Origin of the sequence: Burkholderia sp. HI2761, assembly GCF_002223355.1 — a bacterium.
Lineage (GTDB): Bacteria > Pseudomonadota > Gammaproteobacteria > Burkholderiales > Burkholderiaceae > Burkholderia.
The window spans coordinates 79,697-96,886 of the sequence record NZ_NKFN01000006.1 but is presented as its reverse complement, the minus strand read 5'-3'; the positions used below and the strand labels follow the sequence as shown (position 1 = coordinate 96,886).

General features: G+C 67.6%; 19 protein-coding genes and 1 pseudogene. 11 read left to right on the top strand and 9 right to left on the bottom strand.

The window, feature by feature from the left end; genetic code table 11:
- Nucleotides 1-211: 211 nt before the first annotated feature.
- Nucleotides 212-454 carry a hypothetical protein gene (locus CFB46_RS35920; protein ID WP_155257273.1) on the bottom strand — a complete coding sequence of 81 codons (243 nt, stop codon included), beginning with the start codon at nt 452-454 and terminating at the stop codon, nt 212-214.
- Between CFB46_RS35920 and CFB46_RS17040 the strand changes: the two are divergent.
- The 5 genes and pseudogenes from CFB46_RS17040 to CFB46_RS17020 all read left to right on the top strand — a co-directional run.
- Nucleotides 433-1,724, top strand: a pseudogene (locus CFB46_RS17040) (quaternary amine ABC transporter ATP-binding protein); the annotation flags it as partial. The gene CFB46_RS35920 and the pseudogene CFB46_RS17040 overlap by 22 nt on opposite strands.
- On the top strand, nt 1,717-2,613 hold the full coding sequence (choW, locus tag CFB46_RS17035) for a choline ABC transporter permease subunit (RefSeq protein WP_027781413.1): 897 nt from the start codon (nt 1,717-1,719) through the stop codon (nt 2,611-2,613). The pseudogene CFB46_RS17040 and the gene choW, both read left to right, overlap by 8 nt.
- Nucleotides 2,614-2,721: 108 nt before the next feature.
- A complete protein-coding gene (locus CFB46_RS17030; RefSeq protein WP_027781412.1) occupies nt 2,722-3,720 on the top strand; it encodes a GlxA family transcriptional regulator in 999 nt (332 codons plus the stop codon).
- A gap of 103 nt (nt 3,721-3,823) precedes the next feature.
- On the top strand, nt 3,824-4,771 hold the full coding sequence (locus CFB46_RS17025) for a choline ABC transporter substrate-binding protein (RefSeq protein ID WP_027781411.1): 948 nt from the start codon (nt 3,824-3,826) through the stop codon (nt 4,769-4,771).
- A 294-nt stretch (nt 4,772-5,065) separates the two neighbouring features.
- Nucleotides 5,066-5,692: a trimeric intracellular cation channel family protein gene (locus CFB46_RS17020; RefSeq protein ID WP_027781410.1), complete on the top strand. Its 627-nt coding sequence runs from the start codon at nt 5,066-5,068 to the stop codon at nt 5,690-5,692.
- A 9-nt stretch (nt 5,693-5,701) separates the two neighbouring features.
- Here CFB46_RS17020 and CFB46_RS17015 read toward each other — a convergent pair whose 3' ends face one another.
- The gene (locus CFB46_RS17015; RefSeq protein WP_089500580.1) at nt 5,702-6,127 is read right to left on the bottom strand and encodes a PACE efflux transporter; all 426 of its coding nucleotides are present in this window, start codon (nt 6,125-6,127) and stop codon (nt 5,702-5,704) included.
- A 147-nt stretch (nt 6,128-6,274) separates the two neighbouring features.
- On the opposite strand from CFB46_RS17015, the gene CFB46_RS17010 reads away from it, so the two are divergent.
- Complete coding sequence (locus CFB46_RS17010; RefSeq protein ID WP_089500579.1) at nt 6,275-7,219, top strand: LysR substrate-binding domain-containing protein; 945 nt, start codon at nt 6,275-6,277, stop codon at nt 7,217-7,219.
- On the opposite strand, the gene CFB46_RS17005 is transcribed toward CFB46_RS17010, so the two are convergent.
- From CFB46_RS17005 to CFB46_RS16995, 3 genes are all read right to left on the bottom strand, one after another.
- Nucleotides 7,206-8,360, bottom strand: coding sequence for a WD40/YVTN/BNR-like repeat-containing protein (locus CFB46_RS17005; RefSeq protein WP_089500578.1), 1,155 nt, complete (start codon nt 8,358-8,360; stop codon nt 7,206-7,208). The genes CFB46_RS17010 and CFB46_RS17005 overlap by 14 nt on opposite strands.
- A gap of 76 nt (nt 8,361-8,436) precedes the next feature.
- Nucleotides 8,437-8,706, bottom strand: coding sequence for a MoaD/ThiS family protein (locus tag CFB46_RS17000; RefSeq protein WP_089500577.1), 270 nt, complete (start codon nt 8,704-8,706; stop codon nt 8,437-8,439).
- A 99-nt stretch (nt 8,707-8,805) separates the two neighbouring features.
- The gene (locus CFB46_RS16995) at nt 8,806-9,495 is read right to left on the bottom strand and encodes an aspartyl/asparaginyl beta-hydroxylase domain-containing protein (RefSeq protein WP_089500576.1); all 690 of its coding nucleotides are present in this window, start codon (nt 9,493-9,495) and stop codon (nt 8,806-8,808) included.
- Nucleotides 9,496-9,673: 178 nt separating this feature from the next.
- Here CFB46_RS16995 and CFB46_RS16990 point away from each other — a divergent pair, with 178 nt between their 5' ends.
- Together CFB46_RS16990 and CFB46_RS16985 are read left to right on the top strand one after the other, a co-directional pair.
- The gene (locus CFB46_RS16990) at nt 9,674-10,018 is read left to right on the top strand and encodes a DUF4148 domain-containing protein (protein WP_089500575.1); all 345 of its coding nucleotides are present in this window, start codon (nt 9,674-9,676) and stop codon (nt 10,016-10,018) included.
- 71 nt (nt 10,019-10,089) lie between these two features.
- Complete coding sequence (locus CFB46_RS16985) at nt 10,090-10,365, top strand: DUF4148 domain-containing protein (protein ID WP_089500642.1); 276 nt, start codon at nt 10,090-10,092, stop codon at nt 10,363-10,365.
- Nucleotides 10,366-10,542: 177 nt separating this feature from the next.
- Here the strand turns inward: CFB46_RS16985 and CFB46_RS16980 are convergent, their stop codons facing one another.
- The 3 genes from CFB46_RS16980 to CFB46_RS16970 form a co-directional block, all read right to left on the bottom strand.
- Nucleotides 10,543-11,070 (bottom strand): cytochrome b, encoded by a 528-nt coding sequence (locus CFB46_RS16980; RefSeq protein WP_089500574.1) that lies wholly within the window; start codon nt 11,068-11,070, stop codon nt 10,543-10,545.
- A 70-nt stretch (nt 11,071-11,140) separates the two neighbouring features.
- On the bottom strand, nt 11,141-12,556 hold the full coding sequence (locus CFB46_RS16975) for an ATP-binding protein (protein ID WP_089500573.1): 1,416 nt from the start codon (nt 12,554-12,556) through the stop codon (nt 11,141-11,143).
- Nucleotides 12,553-13,212 carry a response regulator gene (locus CFB46_RS16970; protein WP_089500572.1) on the bottom strand — a complete coding sequence of 220 codons (660 nt, stop codon included), beginning with the start codon at nt 13,210-13,212 and terminating at the stop codon, nt 12,553-12,555. Before CFB46_RS16970 ends, CFB46_RS16975 begins: the two co-directional genes overlap by 4 nt.
- 261 nt (nt 13,213-13,473) lie before the next feature.
- On the opposite strand from CFB46_RS16970, the gene CFB46_RS16965 reads away from it, so the two are divergent.
- The 3 genes from CFB46_RS16965 (at nt 13,474) to CFB46_RS16955 (ending at nt 16,171) form a co-directional block, all read left to right on the top strand.
- Nucleotides 13,474-13,857, top strand: coding sequence for a hypothetical protein (locus tag CFB46_RS16965; protein ID WP_143751626.1), 384 nt, complete (start codon nt 13,474-13,476; stop codon nt 13,855-13,857).
- 62 nt (nt 13,858-13,919) lie between these two features.
- On the top strand, nt 13,920-15,089 hold the full coding sequence (gene hpnI, locus CFB46_RS16960; RefSeq protein WP_089500570.1) for a bacteriohopanetetrol glucosamine biosynthesis glycosyltransferase HpnI: 1,170 nt from the start codon (nt 13,920-13,922) through the stop codon (nt 15,087-15,089).
- Entirely contained in the window at nt 15,086-16,171 is a 1,086-nt protein-coding gene (locus CFB46_RS16955) for a lysylphosphatidylglycerol synthase domain-containing protein (protein ID WP_089500569.1), read from the top strand. The genes hpnI and CFB46_RS16955 overlap by 4 nt, the downstream gene beginning before the upstream one ends.
- A gap of 26 nt (nt 16,172-16,197) precedes the next feature.
- On the opposite strand, the gene denD is transcribed toward CFB46_RS16955, so the two are convergent.
- On the bottom strand, nt 16,198-17,169 hold the full coding sequence (gene denD / locus CFB46_RS16950) for a D-erythronate dehydrogenase (RefSeq protein ID WP_089500568.1): 972 nt from the start codon (nt 17,167-17,169) through the stop codon (nt 16,198-16,200).
- Nucleotides 17,170-17,190 lie beyond the last annotated feature (21 nt).

Below are 17,190 nucleotides of genomic sequence, written 5' to 3'. Positions count from 1 at the left end.
GATCGAGGCTGTTTCAGCACGGCCGGCAGGCGAACCGGCATGTGCGCGCCGTGCGGTTGGGCCCTCGTGCGAAAGGCCCGCGGCAACGTCGCGATCGGCGTGTTTGCGGGGAATGTATCACAGCGCGTCTGCTCCGATTTTCGGGTTTGGCGCAGTATCGCGGGGTGCGCCTTTCGGTGTCGTCATACGGCTTTTTGTACGGTCATGCTTTTTACTGGCGAATGCGGTGTGCGCTTTCGTCTGAGCAGATCCGCGCCGGAACGGACGTCAACTTGTCGGAAAGCGACGCGTGCCCGATGCGGCCTGGCGCAAAATCCCATGTGTCGTTTGCCGCGCTGCTGCGCACAAGTCCGGCGGGCGATGCCCGTCGTTGCAGGCCGTGCGCGTATTGCGCCGCCGCAATCGGCGGCGCGGCCCGCCGGACGGGGCTGGCGGCCGTGTCGTATTTGCGCAAGCGTTTGTCGTAATTCGTCGGCAGGTCGGGGTTTTTTCTGGCAACTATGTAGGCACGCTATGACAAGCGCGAGTCCCCGCTACACGAGGAGAAGGTTTCGATGGATGCCCCCAAGGTTGTGGTCGAAGGTCTGTGCAAGGTGTTTGGAAGTAATCCGCAGCAGGCGCTCGACATGCTCGCCGCCGGCGCGACGAAGGACGATGTGCTCAAGCGCACCGGTCAGGTCGTCGGCGTGCACAACGTCTCCTTCGATGTGCAGGAAGGCGAAATTTTCGTGCTGATGGGCCTGTCCGGTTCCGGCAAGTCCACGCTGATCCGCCTCGTGAACCGGCTGGTCGATCCGAGCGCCGGAAAGGTGCTGGTCGACGGGCTCGACGTCGCGTCGGCGCGCCGCTCGGCGCTGACCGCGCTGCGCCGCAAGGACATGAGCATGGTGTTCCAGTCGTTCGCGCTGATGCCGCATCGCACCGTGGTGTCGAATGCCGCATTCGGGCTGGAAGTCGGGGGCATGGGCAAGAAGGAGCGAGAGCGCCGGGCGATGGAAGTGCTCGAGCAGGTCGGCCTCGCACCGTTTTCGCACAAGCTGCCGTCCGAGCTGTCGGGCGGCATGCAGCAGCGCGTCGGCCTTGCCCGCGCGCTGGCCGTGAACCCGTCGCTGATGATCATGGACGAGGCGTTCTCCGCGCTCGATCCGCTCAAGCGTCGCGAAATGCAGGACGTGCTGCTGCAACTGCAGAAGGACCAGCGCCGCACGATCATGTTCGTGTCGCACGATCTGGAGGAAGCGCTGCGCATCGGCAACCGCATCGCGATCATGGAAGGCGGCCGCCTCGTGCAGGTCGGCACGCCGCAGGACATCATCGCGAACCCGGCCGACGATTACGTGCGTGCGTTCTTCGACGGCATCGATACCAGCCGCTACCTCACCGCCGGCGACCTGATGCAGACGGGCGCCGTGCCGACCATGTCGAAGTGCGATGCCGCGAACGTCGCCGCGTCGCTGAACGGCAGCGCCGAATACGCGTTCGTGCTCGACGCGCAACGCAAGATCCGCGGCTTCGTCACGCGCGATGCGATCGGTCAGGACACGCCGTCCGTGCGGCCGGTCGAAAGCATCCGGCGCGATGCGTCGCTCGAACACGTCGTCGCGCGCGTGGTCGCGAGCCCGAATGCACTGCCCGTCGTCGACGACGACGGCTGCTACTGCGGCTCGGTCGATCGTGCGCTCATCCTGAAGGCCATCACGCGTTCGCGAGGCTCCCATGTCTGAAATGATTCCGCTCGGTACCTGGGTCGACCAGGGCGTTCACTACCTGCTCGACCACGACGCGAAGACGTTCGACACGATCGGTCAAGCGATCGAGGGGCTCGCGGCATTCGTCGAGCATGGCCTGCAAGCGATCCCGATGTGGATGATGATGGCGATCTTCATCGGCGTCGGGCTGTGGCGGGTGGGCTGGCGCTTCGCGCTGTTCACCACCGCGTCGCTGCTGCTGATCTTCGCGACCGGCTTCTGGGACCAGACGGTCATCACGCTCGGCCTCACGCTGTCGTCGACGATCATCAGCCTCGTGCTCGGCATCCCGCTCGGCATCTGGGCCGCGAAGAGCAAATGGGTCGCCGCGATCGTGCGCCCGATCCTCGACCTGATGCAGACGATGCCCGCCTTCGTCTACCTGATTCCGGCCGCGATGCTGTTCGGTCTCGGCCGCGTGCCGGGGATCCTGTCGACGGTGATCTTCGCGATGCCGCCCGCGGTGCGTCTCACGAGCCTCGGCATCCGCCACGTGAACCGCGAGATCGTCGAAGCCGGCCAGGCGTTCGGCTGCACGCCGTGGCAACTGCTGTACAAGGTGCAGTTCCCGAACGCGCTGCCGTCGATCATGCAGGGCGTGAACCAGACGATCATGATGGCGCTGTCGATGGTGATCATCGCGTCGATGGTCGGCGCGGGCGGCCTCGGCAACGACGTGCTCGCGAGTATCCAGCGCCTCGACATCGGCCTCGGTTTCGAAAGCGGTCTGTCGGTCGTGCTGCTCGCGATCATTCTCGACCGCATCACCGAGAGCTTCGGCCGCGCGCCGGGCACCGTGAAGGCGCCGCTGTTCTCGGGCCTCAAGCAGCTCTTTCGCGTGAAGGCCGAGCCCGCGCAGGCCTGATCTTCGGCGGCCAGGAATACCCTGGCCGCGACCCTGAATCGAGATAACGGCTCCCGCGGCTTGCGCCGCGGGGCTGGCTCCCTGCAACCTCCTCGCCAGGAGACCGATGTGACGTCCGCCGTCGCTGTCGCGCCCGCCGCCTGCGTTTCACCGGTTTCGTCCCTCGCCCATTTCGGCTTCCTGACGCTGCCGAACTTCTCGATGATCGCGTTCTCGAGCGCGGTCGAAGTGCTTCGGATGGCGAACTATGTCGGGCGGGCGGAGCACTACCAGTGGTCGATCTACTCGCTCGACGGCGCGCCCGCGCATGCCAGCAACGGCATCGCGGTGCGGCCCACGCAGGCGCTCGACTACGAGAACCTGCCCGACGTGATGATCGTGTGCGGCGGCATCCGCATCCGCGACACGGTCGACGAGGGCGCGCGCGATACGCTCGCGGCGCTCGCCGCACGCGGGCTGCCGCTCGGCGGCATCTGCACGGGCGCCTACGCGCTGATGGCGAGCGGGTTGCTCGACGGCTATCGTTGCACCGTGCACTGGGAGAACCTGTCCGCCCTGCATGCCGAATTTCCGCAGGTCGGTTTCGCCGACGAATTGTTCGTCGTCGATCGCGACCGGCTGACCTGCACCGGCGGCACCGCGCCGCTCGACCTGATGCTGAACCTCGTCGGCATGCGGTTCGGCCAGCAACTGGCCGCGCAGGTATCCGAGCAGTTCATTCTGGAGCGCATCCGCAGTTCGACCGATACGCAGCCGATTCCGGTCGATGCGCGGGTCGGTTTCTCGCGTGCGGAGCTGATCGAGGTCGTGCGGCTGATGGAGGCGAACATCGAGGAGCCGCTGTCGCTCGAGGAGCTCGCGCGGCTCGTGCGACTGTCGCAGCGGCATCTGCAGCGCATGTTCAAGGTGTACCTGAACGTATCGCCGACTCACTATTACCTGACGTTGCGCCTGAAACGCGCCCGCGATCTGCTGCGTACGACCGACGCATCGATCGCACGCGTGACGACGGTCTGCGGCTTTCACTCGCCGTGTCATTTCAGCAAGGCATACCGCGCGCAGTTCGGCCATGCGCCGAGCTACGAGCGCCGGTTGCCGGGGCGCTGAACGGGCCGAACAATCGGTACGCGACGTCGCCGGGATCGCGGCGCGCGGCTTCAATAAACGATCCCGCATTCAAGCAAACGACATCACTTTGAGGAGAAGAAAGATGAAGCGCCTATTGATCGCAGCGGTGTGCGGGATCGGGATAACCGCGCCGATGTCGGCCGTTTATGCGGCCGATCCGCCCGTTTGCAAGAACGTGCGCTTCGCCGATGTCGGCTGGTCCGACATCGCGGCGACCACGGGCCTCGCGTCGACGATGCTGCAGGGGCTCGGCTACAACCCGACGAAGACGATCGCCTCGGTGCCGATCACGTTCGCGGGGATCAAGAGCAAGCAGATCGACGTGTTCCTCGGCTACTGGTCGCCGACGATGGACCCGATCATTCAGCCGTTCACGAAGGCCGGCACGATCAAGGTGCTCGCGACGCCCAACCTGACCGGCGCGAAATACACGCTTGCGGTGCCCGACTACGTGTACCAGGGCGGCCTGAAGTCGTTCGCGGACATCCAGAAATACGCCGACAAGCTCAACGGCAAGATCTACGGGATCGAGCCGGGCAACGACGGCAACGCGCTGATCAAGAAGATGATCGACGGCAACCAGTTCGGTCTCGGCAAGTTCAAGCTGGTCGAATCGAGCGAGGCCGGGATGCTGGTCGAGGTGAACCGCGCGGCGCGCGACAAGCAGTGGATCGTGTTCCTCGGTTGGGAACCGCATCCGATGAACGTGCAGATGAAGATCGACTACCTGACCGGCGGCGACGACGTGTTCGGGCCGAACTACGGCGAAGCGAAGGTGCTGACGGCGACGCCGCCCGACTACGCGCAGCGTTGCCCGAACGTCGCGAAGTTCGTGTCGAACCTGCAGTTCACGACGTCGATCGAGAACCACGTGATGATGCCGATCATGAACAAGCAGGATCCGAACAAGGCCGCCGCCGATTGGCTGAAGGCGAATCCGCAATCGCTCGACAAGTGGCTGGCCGGCGTGACGACGATCGACGGCAAGCCGGGCCTGCCGGCGGTGAAGGCATACCTCGGCGTGCATTGAGCGTGACGCGTCGCGCTTTGCGGCCGGGGCCCGAAGCCTGACGTGAACGTCGAGCCGGCGCAAGCAGGGAGACCTGCTTGCGCCGGCTTTTTGCTGTGTGCATCGCCCTCGCGCCGACGGGCGGCGGGCGATGCGCTAGACTGCTCGATCCCCGATCGAGGAGCCGGCAATGACCCGCAACCCGCTTGATGCATCCGGCCGGCTACGCGTAGCCGGCACGCGGCCGAACGGCGCGACCGCTTCGGTCGACGCAGGCGGCAACCGGACGGTCCGGTACTTCGGCCATTCATTCGCATGAAGCGCATCGGGCAAGTCGTGCTCGCCGCCGATCTCGCGGGCACGGCGGTGTTCGCGATCGAAGGCGCCAATGCGGCGATCGGCGCCGGACTCGATCTGTTCGGAGTGATGGTGCTGTCGCTCGTCGTCGCGCTCGGCGGCGGCGTGATTCGCGACCTGTTGATCGGCGCCCGCCCGCCGAGCGCCGTGAGCGACTGGCGTTATCCGGCGCTCGCGTTCGCCGCCGGGTTGTTCGCGTTCGTGTTTCATGCACGGGTCGCGTCGTTCTCGCCGGCGCTGCTGACGACGCTCGATGCGGCTGGCCTCGCGCTGTTCGCAGTGGCGGGCGCGGTGAAGGCGCTCGAATTCCGCGTCCACCCGTTCATTGCGACGCTGATGGGCGCCGTGACCGGCTGCGGGGGCGGCGTCGTGCGCGATCTGCTGCTCGCGCGGATACCGGTCGTGCTGGTCACGGATATCTATGCGAGCGCGGCGCTGCTCGGCGCGGTCGTCGTCGTGTTGTGCCGGCGACTCGGTTGCCCTCCCGTCGTCGCGGCCGTGCTCGGCGGCGTCGCGTGCTTTGCGCTGCGGATGGCGGCGGTGCGCTTCGGCTGGCAGTTGCCGAAAATCGCCGCGGGGGCGTAAGCGCCCGACTCACGACCCCTTCGTCGCCGCCGGCACGTCGAACACGCGATCGAACGCCCACTGGAACACGAACGCGTAGCAGAAGAAGAACGCGAACAGTCCGATATCGACGATGAACGCGTCGAACCACGAGATGTCGAGCCACCATGACACGACCGGCACGAGGATGAAGATCAGCCCGCCTTCGAATCCGGTGGCGTGCAGAATCCGCCGCCCGAGCGTACGCGCCGGTTGTCGGCGCGATGCTTCCCAGCGCTCGAACAGCGCGTTGAAGATCATGTTCCACAGCATCGCGATCGCCGACATCGTCGCCGACAGCGCGCCCGAATAGACGAGATCCTGCTTGAAGAGCGCCGCGATCACGGGCGAAATGCAGGAAATGGCGATCGCTTCGTAGAGCACCGCCTGCGTGATCCTGCGCGGTAGGCCTTGCACGGGGTTCCTCCGGTTCGACTGCAACCGTCGCGGCGCCACGCCGCGACGTCCCGCAAGACTAGCCGCGTTGCGCGCCCGCTTCAATTCACCTAATCTCATCCCGATTGAATCCAATTCAACCCGGCCGCATCCGGCCCGCGAGGCTTCGTGTTCTCGAAACTCCCCCTGACCGCATTGCGTGTATTCGAATCATCGGCACGGCTCGGCACGTTCAAGGCCGCCGCGGACGAGCTCGCCGTGACGCCGGCTGCCGTGTCGCACCAGATCAAGTCGCTGGAGAGCCGTGTCGGCGTGTTGCTGTTCGAGCGCGGCGCGGGCGGCGTGCGGCTGACCGAAGAAGGCGAGCAGCTGTTTCGCGCGAGTCACGATGCGTTGCTGGCATTGAGCCGCGGGCTCGACGCCGTGCGTCCGGATGCGGCCGACGCGCGCCCGCTCGTGCTGACCACCACGCCGGCCTTTGCGGCGATGTGGCTGATTCCCCGTCTCGGTGCGTTTCGCCGCGTCGATCCGCACCTGCACATCAAGGTCGAAACGGGGAACGCGCTCGTCGATCTCGAACGCGATGCAAGGATCGATCTCGCGATTCGCGCGACGTCGCGCAAGTTTCCGGCGCTGCACGAGATTGCGTTGATCGACGAGTATTTCGGCGCGTATGCGGCCGCCGGCTTCGACGCGCATCGCACCGACGCGCCGCTCGACCTGATCGAGACCGTGTGGGATACACCGCTGCCCGTGTCGGTCGACTGGGCGTCGTGGTGTCGTGCGGCGGGCCGGCAAGCGTGGCTCGAACGCGCGGTGTTTCGCCATTACGACGACGAGCATTACGCATTGCAGGCCGTGCTGCACGGCCAGGGGATCGCGCTGCTCAGTTCGGTGCTGGCCGCCGAGCATGTCGAGCGCGGTGCGTTGATGCCGATCGAGCCCGCGGTGCGGCTCGACGGCGCGCGCTTCGTCGCGCTGTGCCGGCCGGGGCGGGAGCGCGAGCCGCAGGTCAGGCGGTTTCTCGACTGGCTCGAAGCGGAAATCGCGCGGACGCGCGATGCGGTGGCGCGGATGGCGCCCGACGATTCTCGCGCCGCTACCCGAACCTGACGCAATACACCGGCGGCAAATGCGCCGATACCTGTCGCCAGTTGTTGCCGCCATCGACTGACGTCCATAACCCGCCCGTCGTCGACGCCATCGCGAGGCGCGTGCCGGAATCGTCGACCGCGAGCCCATGCCGGTACACGAGGTCGTACGCGGGCGCGGGCGGCAACCCGTTCGACAGGCTCTCGAAACTGCGGCCGCCGTCGCGCGTGCGCGTGACGACGAACCGGCCGTTCACCGGAATCCGGCACGCGTCCTTCACGGCCGGCACGAACCACGCGGTATCCGGTTCGTGCGGATGCACGGCCACCGCGAAACCGAAGCTCGACGGCTGCGCTTCGATGCGGCGCCAGTGTTCGCCGCCGTCGGTCGAGCGGAAGATCGCGCAGTGATGCTGCGTCCACAGCACGTCCGGATCGGCCGCGCACTGCACGACGCGGTGCGGATCCTGCATGTTCGGCTCGCCGCGCCGCTCGGGCGGCATGTAGTCGGCTTCCATGCCTTGCGCGGTCACGCGCCACGTCGCGCCGCGGTCGAATGTCTGCCAGACGCCGCCGCACGAGATGCCGACGGCGACGTGTCGGCTGTCGCGCGGATCGACCATCACCGAATGGATGCCCGGCGCGTCGTACCCGCCGCCGCCCCATTCGGCGCGTTCGGGGCGATCCCACAGCGCGCGGTTGAGTACCCACGATTCGCCGCGGTCGTCGGAGCGGAACAGGCCGCCGGGAATCGTGCCGGCCCACAGTACGCCGGGTTCGTCCGCGCCGCCGGCTTCGAGCGACCAGATTTGCTGAAGGGTCCACGGCGGCTGCGGCGACCCGGGCGGTTCGTCGTCGGTGTCGCTGCCGCCCGTGTGCGTGTCGGCACGGGCGGGCGACGCGTCGGCGTCGGCGGGCTGGGGCGGATAAACCGGGGCCGCACATTCCTCCCAGTCGGCGGCGCCTGCGCGCAGCCGATGCAGCTTCACGCCGAAATGGCCGAGATTGAGCGCGGCATACAGCGTGCCGTCGCGCGGGTCGGCGAGCACCATGCTGACGGGCTCGCCGATGAAATGCGGTTCGCCGAGCGTCCAGCCGTCCTTACCGTCGGGTTGCAGGACGAACAGGCCCTTGCGGGTGGCGACGAGCAGTCGATCGTTCATTGTGCGATGTCTCCGGATGGTCCGCCTTGGGGCGACGGCGCTTGGTATGGGGGGATGCGCCTGTGCATCGGTCCCTTTATCCGCCTGTCAGCGCCTGCACGACATATACGCGGCTGGCGTCGCCGAGCGCATCGGACAGGCGCTGCCGGTCGCGGATCGGCTGGCCGTCGATGAACACCGACAGGTGCTTTCGCAGCGCGCCCTGATCGTCGACGATGTAACCGCGCAGCCGCGGTTGCTCGCTGAAAATGGTGTCGAATGCTTCGCCGACCGTGTGCGCGTCGATGTCGCGCTCGGGCGTTTCGACATGCCGCTGGATCGATGCGGCGAAGAAGAGGTGCGCCATGGCGGTAGCTGGCAGGAGCCGCACGAAGGGATGGCTTGTAGTTTAGGCGATCCAGCGGGTGCCGAAAGGCGGAACGGAGCGCCGTGCGCGGCGCGGCGGCTAGACCGGAATCGAGCGCCCCCTGATCCGGATCCCGAGCCGCACGACGCCGATCACCGCGTTCGACAGCCACATGAGCCAGCGCGGCATCCCGCGCCGGCGGATATCGAGCAGCAGCACGATCCGAACGGCGTCGCTGTCGTTCCATACCTCGTGCGTGAACGTGTCGTCCCACAGCAGGAAGCGGCCTTCGTCGAGCCGGTATTCGTGGCCGTCGACCTTCAGCACGGCGGCCGGCGTGCCGTCCGCGCGCTTCGGCATCGACAGCACGAGATAACCGCGCAGGATGCCGCGAAACGGCCCGCGATGCGGCGGGATGTGCTTGCCGGGCGCGAGGAACGACAGCGACGCGGACAGCACGTCCGGCGACGCCGCGACGAGCGACGCGACGGTCGGGCAGCGCGACAGGTTGCGCGCGAACGGCTGGCCGTACGCCTGCATGATGAACATGCGCCAGTCGCGCGCGTCGTTGGCCGAGATGTCGTACTGCTCGCGCATGATTTCGTGAAAGCGCGGGATGCGCGGCATGTCGCGTGCTACGTCGAGCGCCTCCGCGCGGATCGCGGGCCACGCGCGCACGAAACGCTCGGCATCCGGGAATGCGGCCGTGTCGAGCACCGCGCCGCTGTCGATATGGCGGTCGTACAGCGTGCGCAGCAGGGCGGCTGCGTGGTCGTAAGCGGCGGACATGGTCGATCGATGGGCGGTCCGGATGAAGTGGTGGTCAGTCTGCCCGAAGCGCGACGGGCGCTGCGTTACGTCAGGTTACGCCGGCTGACGAACGAATGACAGGCCGGGAATAAACCCGCCCCCTCCGTCGTCATACGGGTGTAGCACGTCGTCTCGTTGACTTCTGAAGGAGTGGAACATGAACAAGCACTGGCTGGTGGCCGCCACGGTGGCGGCGATGTCTTTCGCGGGTGTCGCGACGCAAGCGTCCGCACAGGCGCTCACGCGCGCGCAGGTCCGGCAGGAACTGATCGACGCTGAAAACGACGGGCTGCGCTTCGTGACCGATACGTCGTATCCGGACGTGAGCCCGCTGTTCCAGCACGAGGCCGAGCGGATGCCGCAGCGCCAGGCCAGCACGGCGGTCGGCAGCGATCCGGCCATGTCGTCCGAAGCGGGCAAGCCGGCGGCGATGTCGCCGCGTCGAGGCGCCGCCGCATGCGTCGGCCCCGCAAGCTTCTGCGCCATCTATTTCGGAAGCTGATCCACCTGCCTGCATCCGCAGGTCACGCCTATACCGTGGTTGATCGATACGTCACATTGAAGGAGTTCATGATGAAAACATATATCGCACTACTGATGATAACCGGAGCGATCGCCGGTCAGGCGGCATTCGCGCAATCGGCCGCGCCGCTGACGCGCGCGCAAGTTCGCGAGGAGTTGATGCGTCTGGAAGCGGCCGGATACGACCCGGCGAAGGGCGACGAAGGCGAGTATCCGGCGGATATCCAGGCGGCGGAAGCGAAGCTTGCCGAGCAGGATCGCTCGCGCATGGCGGCGTCGGCCGCGCACGCACCGGATGCCGGCATGCCGGCGCAAACCAGCAACTAGGTGCCGACATGGTCGTGTGTCACGGCTGGCCGCCGTGTTCGCGGGACGGCAAATCGCATGCGCTTCGCGCCGCACCACGTGCCCGAAGGGCGCCGGCCGCGATGCCGGTCGTTGCACGCCGCTTCGCGCGGCGTCGCGATCAACTGGTCAACCGGTTCCGATGAGCGGCCCGATCGATCACCACGGCATCATGCGCTGCACGACCTGGTCGCGCAGCACGAAGCGGTGCATCAGCGCGGCTGCCACGTGCACGCAGATGCCGGCGAACAGTACCCACGCGAGAATGCCGTGCACGTCGCCCATCGCGTGACCGAATCCGGAGCCGGCTGCCGACAGCGCCGGCAACGGAACGATGCCGACGAGCGTCACGGCCCACGCGCGTGACGACGCGTTGATCCAGCCGAGCAGCGGCACCGCGATCAGCAACAGGTAGAGCGCGCCGTGCGTGATGCCGGACAGCGCGCGCATCGCGGGCGACAGATCGCTGGCGGGCGGGCGATGCGTCGCACGCCACAGCACGCGGCACGCCATCGCCGCGAGCAGCGCCGTGCCGACGATCAGGTGCGCGGCGATCAGGCCGACCGGCTGCGTGTCGCGATGCACGTCGGGCATCGTCCAGCCGATCGCATATTGCGCGACGACCAGCGCCACGATCAGCCAGTGAAGAGAACGGGCAACGGCGTCATAACGGGCGGGTGCGGACATGAAGACTCCTGACGGGCCACGGGGATGGCATGGTGCGGGCGGATTCTACGGCCGAATCCTTAACGAAACGTTAAGCGCGCGGCTCCGCTCGCCCCGCATCCGTCGACGGCAGCGTGATCGCCACGCCGAGGCCGTGGCCGCCGATGCCGGATTCGAACCGGACGGTGCCGCCGAAGTATTGCGCGATGCGGATCACGATCGACAGTCCGAGCCCGCTGCCGGGCGACGGCGTGCCGCTGCCGCGATAGAACCGGTCGCCGAGCCGTTCGCGCTCGCCGGGCGCGACGCCCGGCCCGTCGTCGCGCACGACGATGCATTGCCGCGAGCCGTCGTCGCGTACGCCGAGCTCGATGCGTCCGCCGGGGCGACCGTACTTGATCGCATTGTCGACGAGATTGTCGAGCAGGATGCCGATCAGGATCGGATCGGCGTCGATCGTCCGCGCGGACAGGTCGCCGCGTACGATGTCGATGGCCTTGTCCGCGGCTTTCGACAGATGGCGGTCGATAGCGGCATCGACGAGTTCGCGCACGACGAGCACACGCGCCGGAATGCGTTCGTACTCGTCGAGCCGCGCGAGCAGCAGCAGTTGTTCGGCGAGCCGCGCACTGCGGTCGACGCCCTGCACGACGCGCTGCATCGCCAGATGCTTGTGCGCGGGATCGTCGGTCGCGATGGCCACCTGGGCCTGCACCTTGATCGCGGCGAGCGGCGTCTTCAGTTCGTGCGCGGCGTCGGACGTGAACGCGCGCTCCCGGACGATCGATTGCCGCAGCCTCGCGAGCAGGCGATCGATCGAGTCGACGAGCGTGCGTACTTCATCCGGCACGGTCGCGATGCCGAGCGGTTCGAGCGATCGTGCATCGCGCGCGCCGATCAGCGTCGACAGCGTCTTCAGCGGTGCGAGACTGCGTCCGATCATTACCCACAGCAGCAGCGCCAGCACCGGCAGCGCGATGACCAGCGGCTGGACGATGCCGCGCGCGATACCGGTCGCCAGATCGCTGTGCGTATTCGACATCTCCATCACGCGCACCCGGCGCCCCGACTCGGGCGCGCGCAGCGTGTGCGTGCGCCATTGCACGTCGCGGATGACGATCGTTTCCGGTACGTCGGTCGAGCCGCGCGGGTCGGGCAAACCGGTAGCGTCGGCCGGGAGGCTCGACGCGACGACGTTGCCTTGCGCGTCGCGCACCTCGAACAGCACGTCGCGCGGCAGGCGATCGCCGTCGGCATCGGGGCCGGATTTCGCATCGCCGCGGGCCAGTTCGACGCGGGCGTCCGGTGGGAAGCGCGCGAGACGGTCGAGGTCGGCCGCCGACAGATCGACGAGCAGCGACGCATATTCGACGAGGCGCGCGTCTTCCCATTCGCCGATCTCGCGCGTCGCGTGCCGGAAGCTGCCGAACACGGCGACGAGCCAGACGACGGTCACGCAGCCGATCGCCATCAGCGACACGCGGCGTCGTATCGAGCCGGCGATCACGGAAGCTCGACCACGTAGCCGATACCGCGGACGGTACGGATCAGTTCCGCGCCGAGCTTCTTGCGCAGGTTCGACACATGGACCTCGATCGCATTGCTTTCGATGCCCTCCTGCCAGCCGTACAGGCCGTCCTCGAGACGTGCGCGCGACTGCGGCATGCCCGGGTGCGTGACGAGCTGAACGAGGATCGCCCACTCGCGCGACGTGAGCGCGATGCGCGCCGCATTGCGCGTCACGGTATGCGTGGTGAGGTCGATCGTGATGTCGCGCCATACGATCTCGTCGCCGGCACGGCCCTGCGAGCGCCGCACGAGTGCGCGGCAGCGGGCGAGCACTTCGGACAGTTCGAACGGTTTCGCGAGATAGTCGTCCGCGCCGTCGTCGAGGCCGCGGACACGGTCCGCCACGGTGCCGCGTGCGGTCAGCACCAGCACGGGGACCGTATCGCTGGCGTCGCGCAGCGCGCGCAGCAGTTCCGTGCCCGATTTGCCGGGCAGCCCGAGATCGAGCACGACGAGTGCGAAGCGCGTCGTCGCGAGCGCGGTCGCGGCCGCATGTCCGTCGCGCAACCAGTCGACGTGATAGCCGGCCTGGCTCAGGCTGATCTCGAGGCCGCTGCCGATCAGGTCGTCGTCTTCAACAAGGAGGAGTCGCATGGTCGATTCGGGGTGCGGGCGTCTGCGATTGTACGAGCGTGACCGTGCGCACCGTGAAACGGATTGTAATTGCGCTGCCGCAAATGTCGGACGATTCTGAAGAACGCTTAAGGTTTGGCGCCGGCAATCCCGCTACCATCGGCCACGACGTTTCCCGGGTGGTGTCCCGCTTCCCCCGATCCCGAACCGCTCCGGCGTGTCCGGCGCGAGCCGCCCGCGCCCGAGCGTCAATCCGCGACCCGTTCGTCCGATGTCCGTTCGATGCGCGTCGCCCGTACGGGAGGTTCAATCCTGATGGCATCCTCGACGATCGGGCAATGGCGCGCCCACCTGCTGATCGCCGCACTGGCCGGCATGTTCATTCAATGCTTCGTGCTGGTTTCGTTGCTTGCATGGCGCGTACCCGAAGCATTTTTTACCACGATGACGTTCCGCATCTGGACCGTCGTTGCGCTCGCCACCGCAATCCTGACGGCCCGTAAGCTTGCCGACGCGGCGTTCAAGGCCGCGATGGCGTGCGATTACGTGCGTGTGACCGGAATCGATCGCCGCACGGTAGTCGTGTCATCCGATTGCGCGTACCGTCGGCTGGTCGTCCTTCATATCCGGCTCAACGGGAACCGGTACGGCGGCGTGCACGGGTGAGCCCGCGTGTGCGCCGCCGTTCCTTGCAATTGCGGTCGTACGGGTCATCACCGGGGGAAAGCATGGTTTTTCTGCATGTGCTGCACGCGCTGGCCGGCGCAATGTCGGTCGTCTGCGGGCTCGGCGTGGCGCTGGGCATCGCGTACACGCTCACGGCTGGCGTGCTGGTCGGCCGGTTCTTTTCCCGGGCGATGGCGCAGCCACGCACGTATCCGGGCGTCACCGTCGCGCAGCCGCTGCACGGCGACGAATGGGATCTCGTACAGCATCTTGAAAGCTACTTCGTGCAGGATTATCCGGGCCCGGTGCAGCACCTGTTCGGCGTGCACGATGCGGGCGACGCGGCGCTCGCGGCCGTCGAGACGCTGCGCGCGCGATATCCGGACGCGAACGTCAAGGTCGTCGCCGATGCGCGGCTGTACGGGCCGAACCGCAAGATCGCCAATCTCGTGAACATGCTCGAACACGCGGAGTATTCGGTGCTCTGTCTCGCCGACAGCGACGTGCTGGTCGAGCGCGATTATCTGCGCGCCGTGGTCGGTGCGCTACAGCAGCCGGATGTCGGCATCGTGACGAGCGTGTATCGCGGCGTCGCATCGCCGGGATTCTGGCCCGGCGTCGCCGCGGCGATGACGAACTACCATTTTCTGCCGGGCGTGATCACCGGGCTCTTCATCGGGCGCGCGCGGCCCTGCTTCGGCCAGACGATCGCCATCACGCGCGCGACGCTCGAACGCATCGGCGGGCTGGTGCGTTTCGCGCATCACCTGGCGGAAGATCACGCACTGGGCGAAGCGGTGCGGCAAGCGGGCGCGCAGGTCGTCATTCCGTCGCTCGTCGTCGGGCATGCGTGTGTCGAAGAGACGTTCGCGCGGTTGTACGCACACGAATTGCGCTGGAGCTGCACGATCCGCGCGGCGGACCGGCCCGGTCATCTCGGCTCGGTACTGATGCATCCGGTGCCGCTGGCGCTGCTGGCGGTGCTGTTCTCCGGCGGCACGGCCGCGGCGTGCGCGCTCGCGGTCGCGGCGCTGGCGTCGCGCGCATGGTTGATGCTGAGAACGAGCCGCGCGACCGGCGCGAGCCTGCGCGGCGCATTCTGGCTGCCGCTCGTCGATCTCCTGCAGTTCGCGGTTTTCGTATCGAGCTTCTTCTCGTCGCATGTCGTATGGCGCGGCACGCGCTTTCGCGTCGACCGGCAAGGCCTGCTGTCGCCGGCGGGGGAGTCATGACGACGGAGCCGAACCGCGACGCGGCGGCGGGCCCGGTCGCCATGCGCGGCGACGCACGGCTTCGCCATGTGGGGCGCGCGGTCGCGCTCGGCGGGCTGGCGCTCGCGGTGTGGCTGGTCTGGCGCGAGCATCCGCAAGACATCCTGCATCGCCTGCGGAGCGCCGGGGCCGGGCTGCTGGTCGCCGCGCTCGCGCACATCCTGCCGATGCTCGCGAACGCGTGGGACTGGCGGATGCTGATCCGCGGCCCGCGTCGGCCTTCGTTGCTGGCGATGCTGAAACTCGTGTGGATCCGCGAATCGATCAACGGGTTGCTGCCGGTCGCGCGCATCGGCGGCGAGATCGTGTCGTTCGGGTTGCTGCGGCAGGCGGGCGTGCGTCCGGCGACCGCCGTGGCCAGCCTCGTCGCCGACATGCAGCTCACGCTGATCAGCCAGTTGTTCTTCGCGCTGGTCGCGATCGGCTATGTGCTCGAACGCGTGTCGTCCGATGCCGCGCGGGTGGCGGCCGATCTCGCGATCGGCATGGCCGCGCTGGTGCCGGTGCTGCTGCTGTTCGCGCTGGTGCAGCATGCGCGGCCGTTCGAACGCGCGATGCGTGTGCTCAACCGCGTCACGAGCGGCAAGGTGGTGGCGCTGGTCGGCGAATCGGCACGCACCGACCAGTCGATCCGGATGATCTGGAGAAAGACGGGCGTCGTCGTGCGCTATCTGGGGATCTGGCAGACGCTGCAGTTCGCGGGCTATGCGCTGGAAATCTGGCTGGCGCTGTACTTCCTCGGCGCCGAGCCGAGCTTCGCACAGGCACTGGCGATCGAGGCGCTGATCCAGCTCGTGAGCAGCATCGCGTTCCTGATGCCGGGCGGCCTGGGGGTGCAGGAGGGCGGGTTCGTGCTGATCGGCGGGCTGCTCGGGTTCGACCCGCCGACCTGTCTCGCGCTGGCCGGCGCGCGCCGCGTGCGCGACCTGCTGTTCTATCTGCCGGGGCTGCTCGCATGGCAGTGGGCGGCGGGTTCGGCGAACCGGCCGGGTGGAGCGAAACGTGCGCCGTTGCCGGCCCGGGAATCCGCCGGGCCGCGCTGACGCGGCCCGACGCGACGCGGCGGGATTCAGTGCCGCTCGTCGGCGATATGGCAGCGGATCACGTCCGCGAACGACGTGTCGCCCGTCAGCCCGAGCGCTTCCGCGCGCGACGTATCCCAGCGGCCCGGCCAGCTGCCGACGATCTTCTCGACGCGCTCGTCGGGCGCATGGCGGATCAGCTTGACGACTTCGTCGCCCGCGACTTCGCGCAGCGCCGCGATCATCTCGTCGACCGACACCGACAGCCCCGGCAGGTTGATCACGCGCTTGTTGCCGAGCTTCGCACCGTCGATCTCGCAACCGGCGACGAGCGCGTCGATCGCGCCGCGTGGCGACAGCAGCCACAGCCGCGTCGAGCCGGGCACCGGGCACACGCTTTCCTCGCCGTTCAGCGGCTCGCGGATGATGCCGCTCGCGAACGACGACGCGGCCGCGTTCGGGCGGCCGGGCCGCACGCTGATGGTGGGCAGCCGCAGCACGCGGCCGTCGACGAAGCCGCGCCGCGCGTAGTCGCACAGCAGCAGTTCGGCGATCGCCTTCTCGGCGCCGTACGACGATTGCGGGTTCAGCGCGGTGTCGTCCTGCACCACGTCGGGCAGCGCGCCGCCGTACACCGCGACGGAGCTCGTGAACACGACGCGCGGCTGGTGGCCGCGCGCACGGCACACTTCAAGCAGCGTGCGCGATGCGTCGAGGTTGATCCGCATGCCGAGATCGAAATCGGCTTCGGCCTGCCCGCTGACGATCGCCGCGAGGTGGAAGATCGCGCCCGTGCGCGTGTCGATCGCGCTTTCGAGCACCGCGCGATCGGCGATGTCGCCGACGATCGACGTCACGCGTGCATCGCCGAAATCGCTGCCCTGGACGACGTCGAGCAGCACCAGTTCGTCGATCTTCTCCGTCCGGCCGTCGGGGCCGGTCAGTTCGCCGCGCTCGAGCAGCTTGCGTGCGAGACGCTGGCCGAGAAATCCGGCGCCGCCGGTGATCAGTACTTTCATGTTCTTTGCCTCTTGGAAATT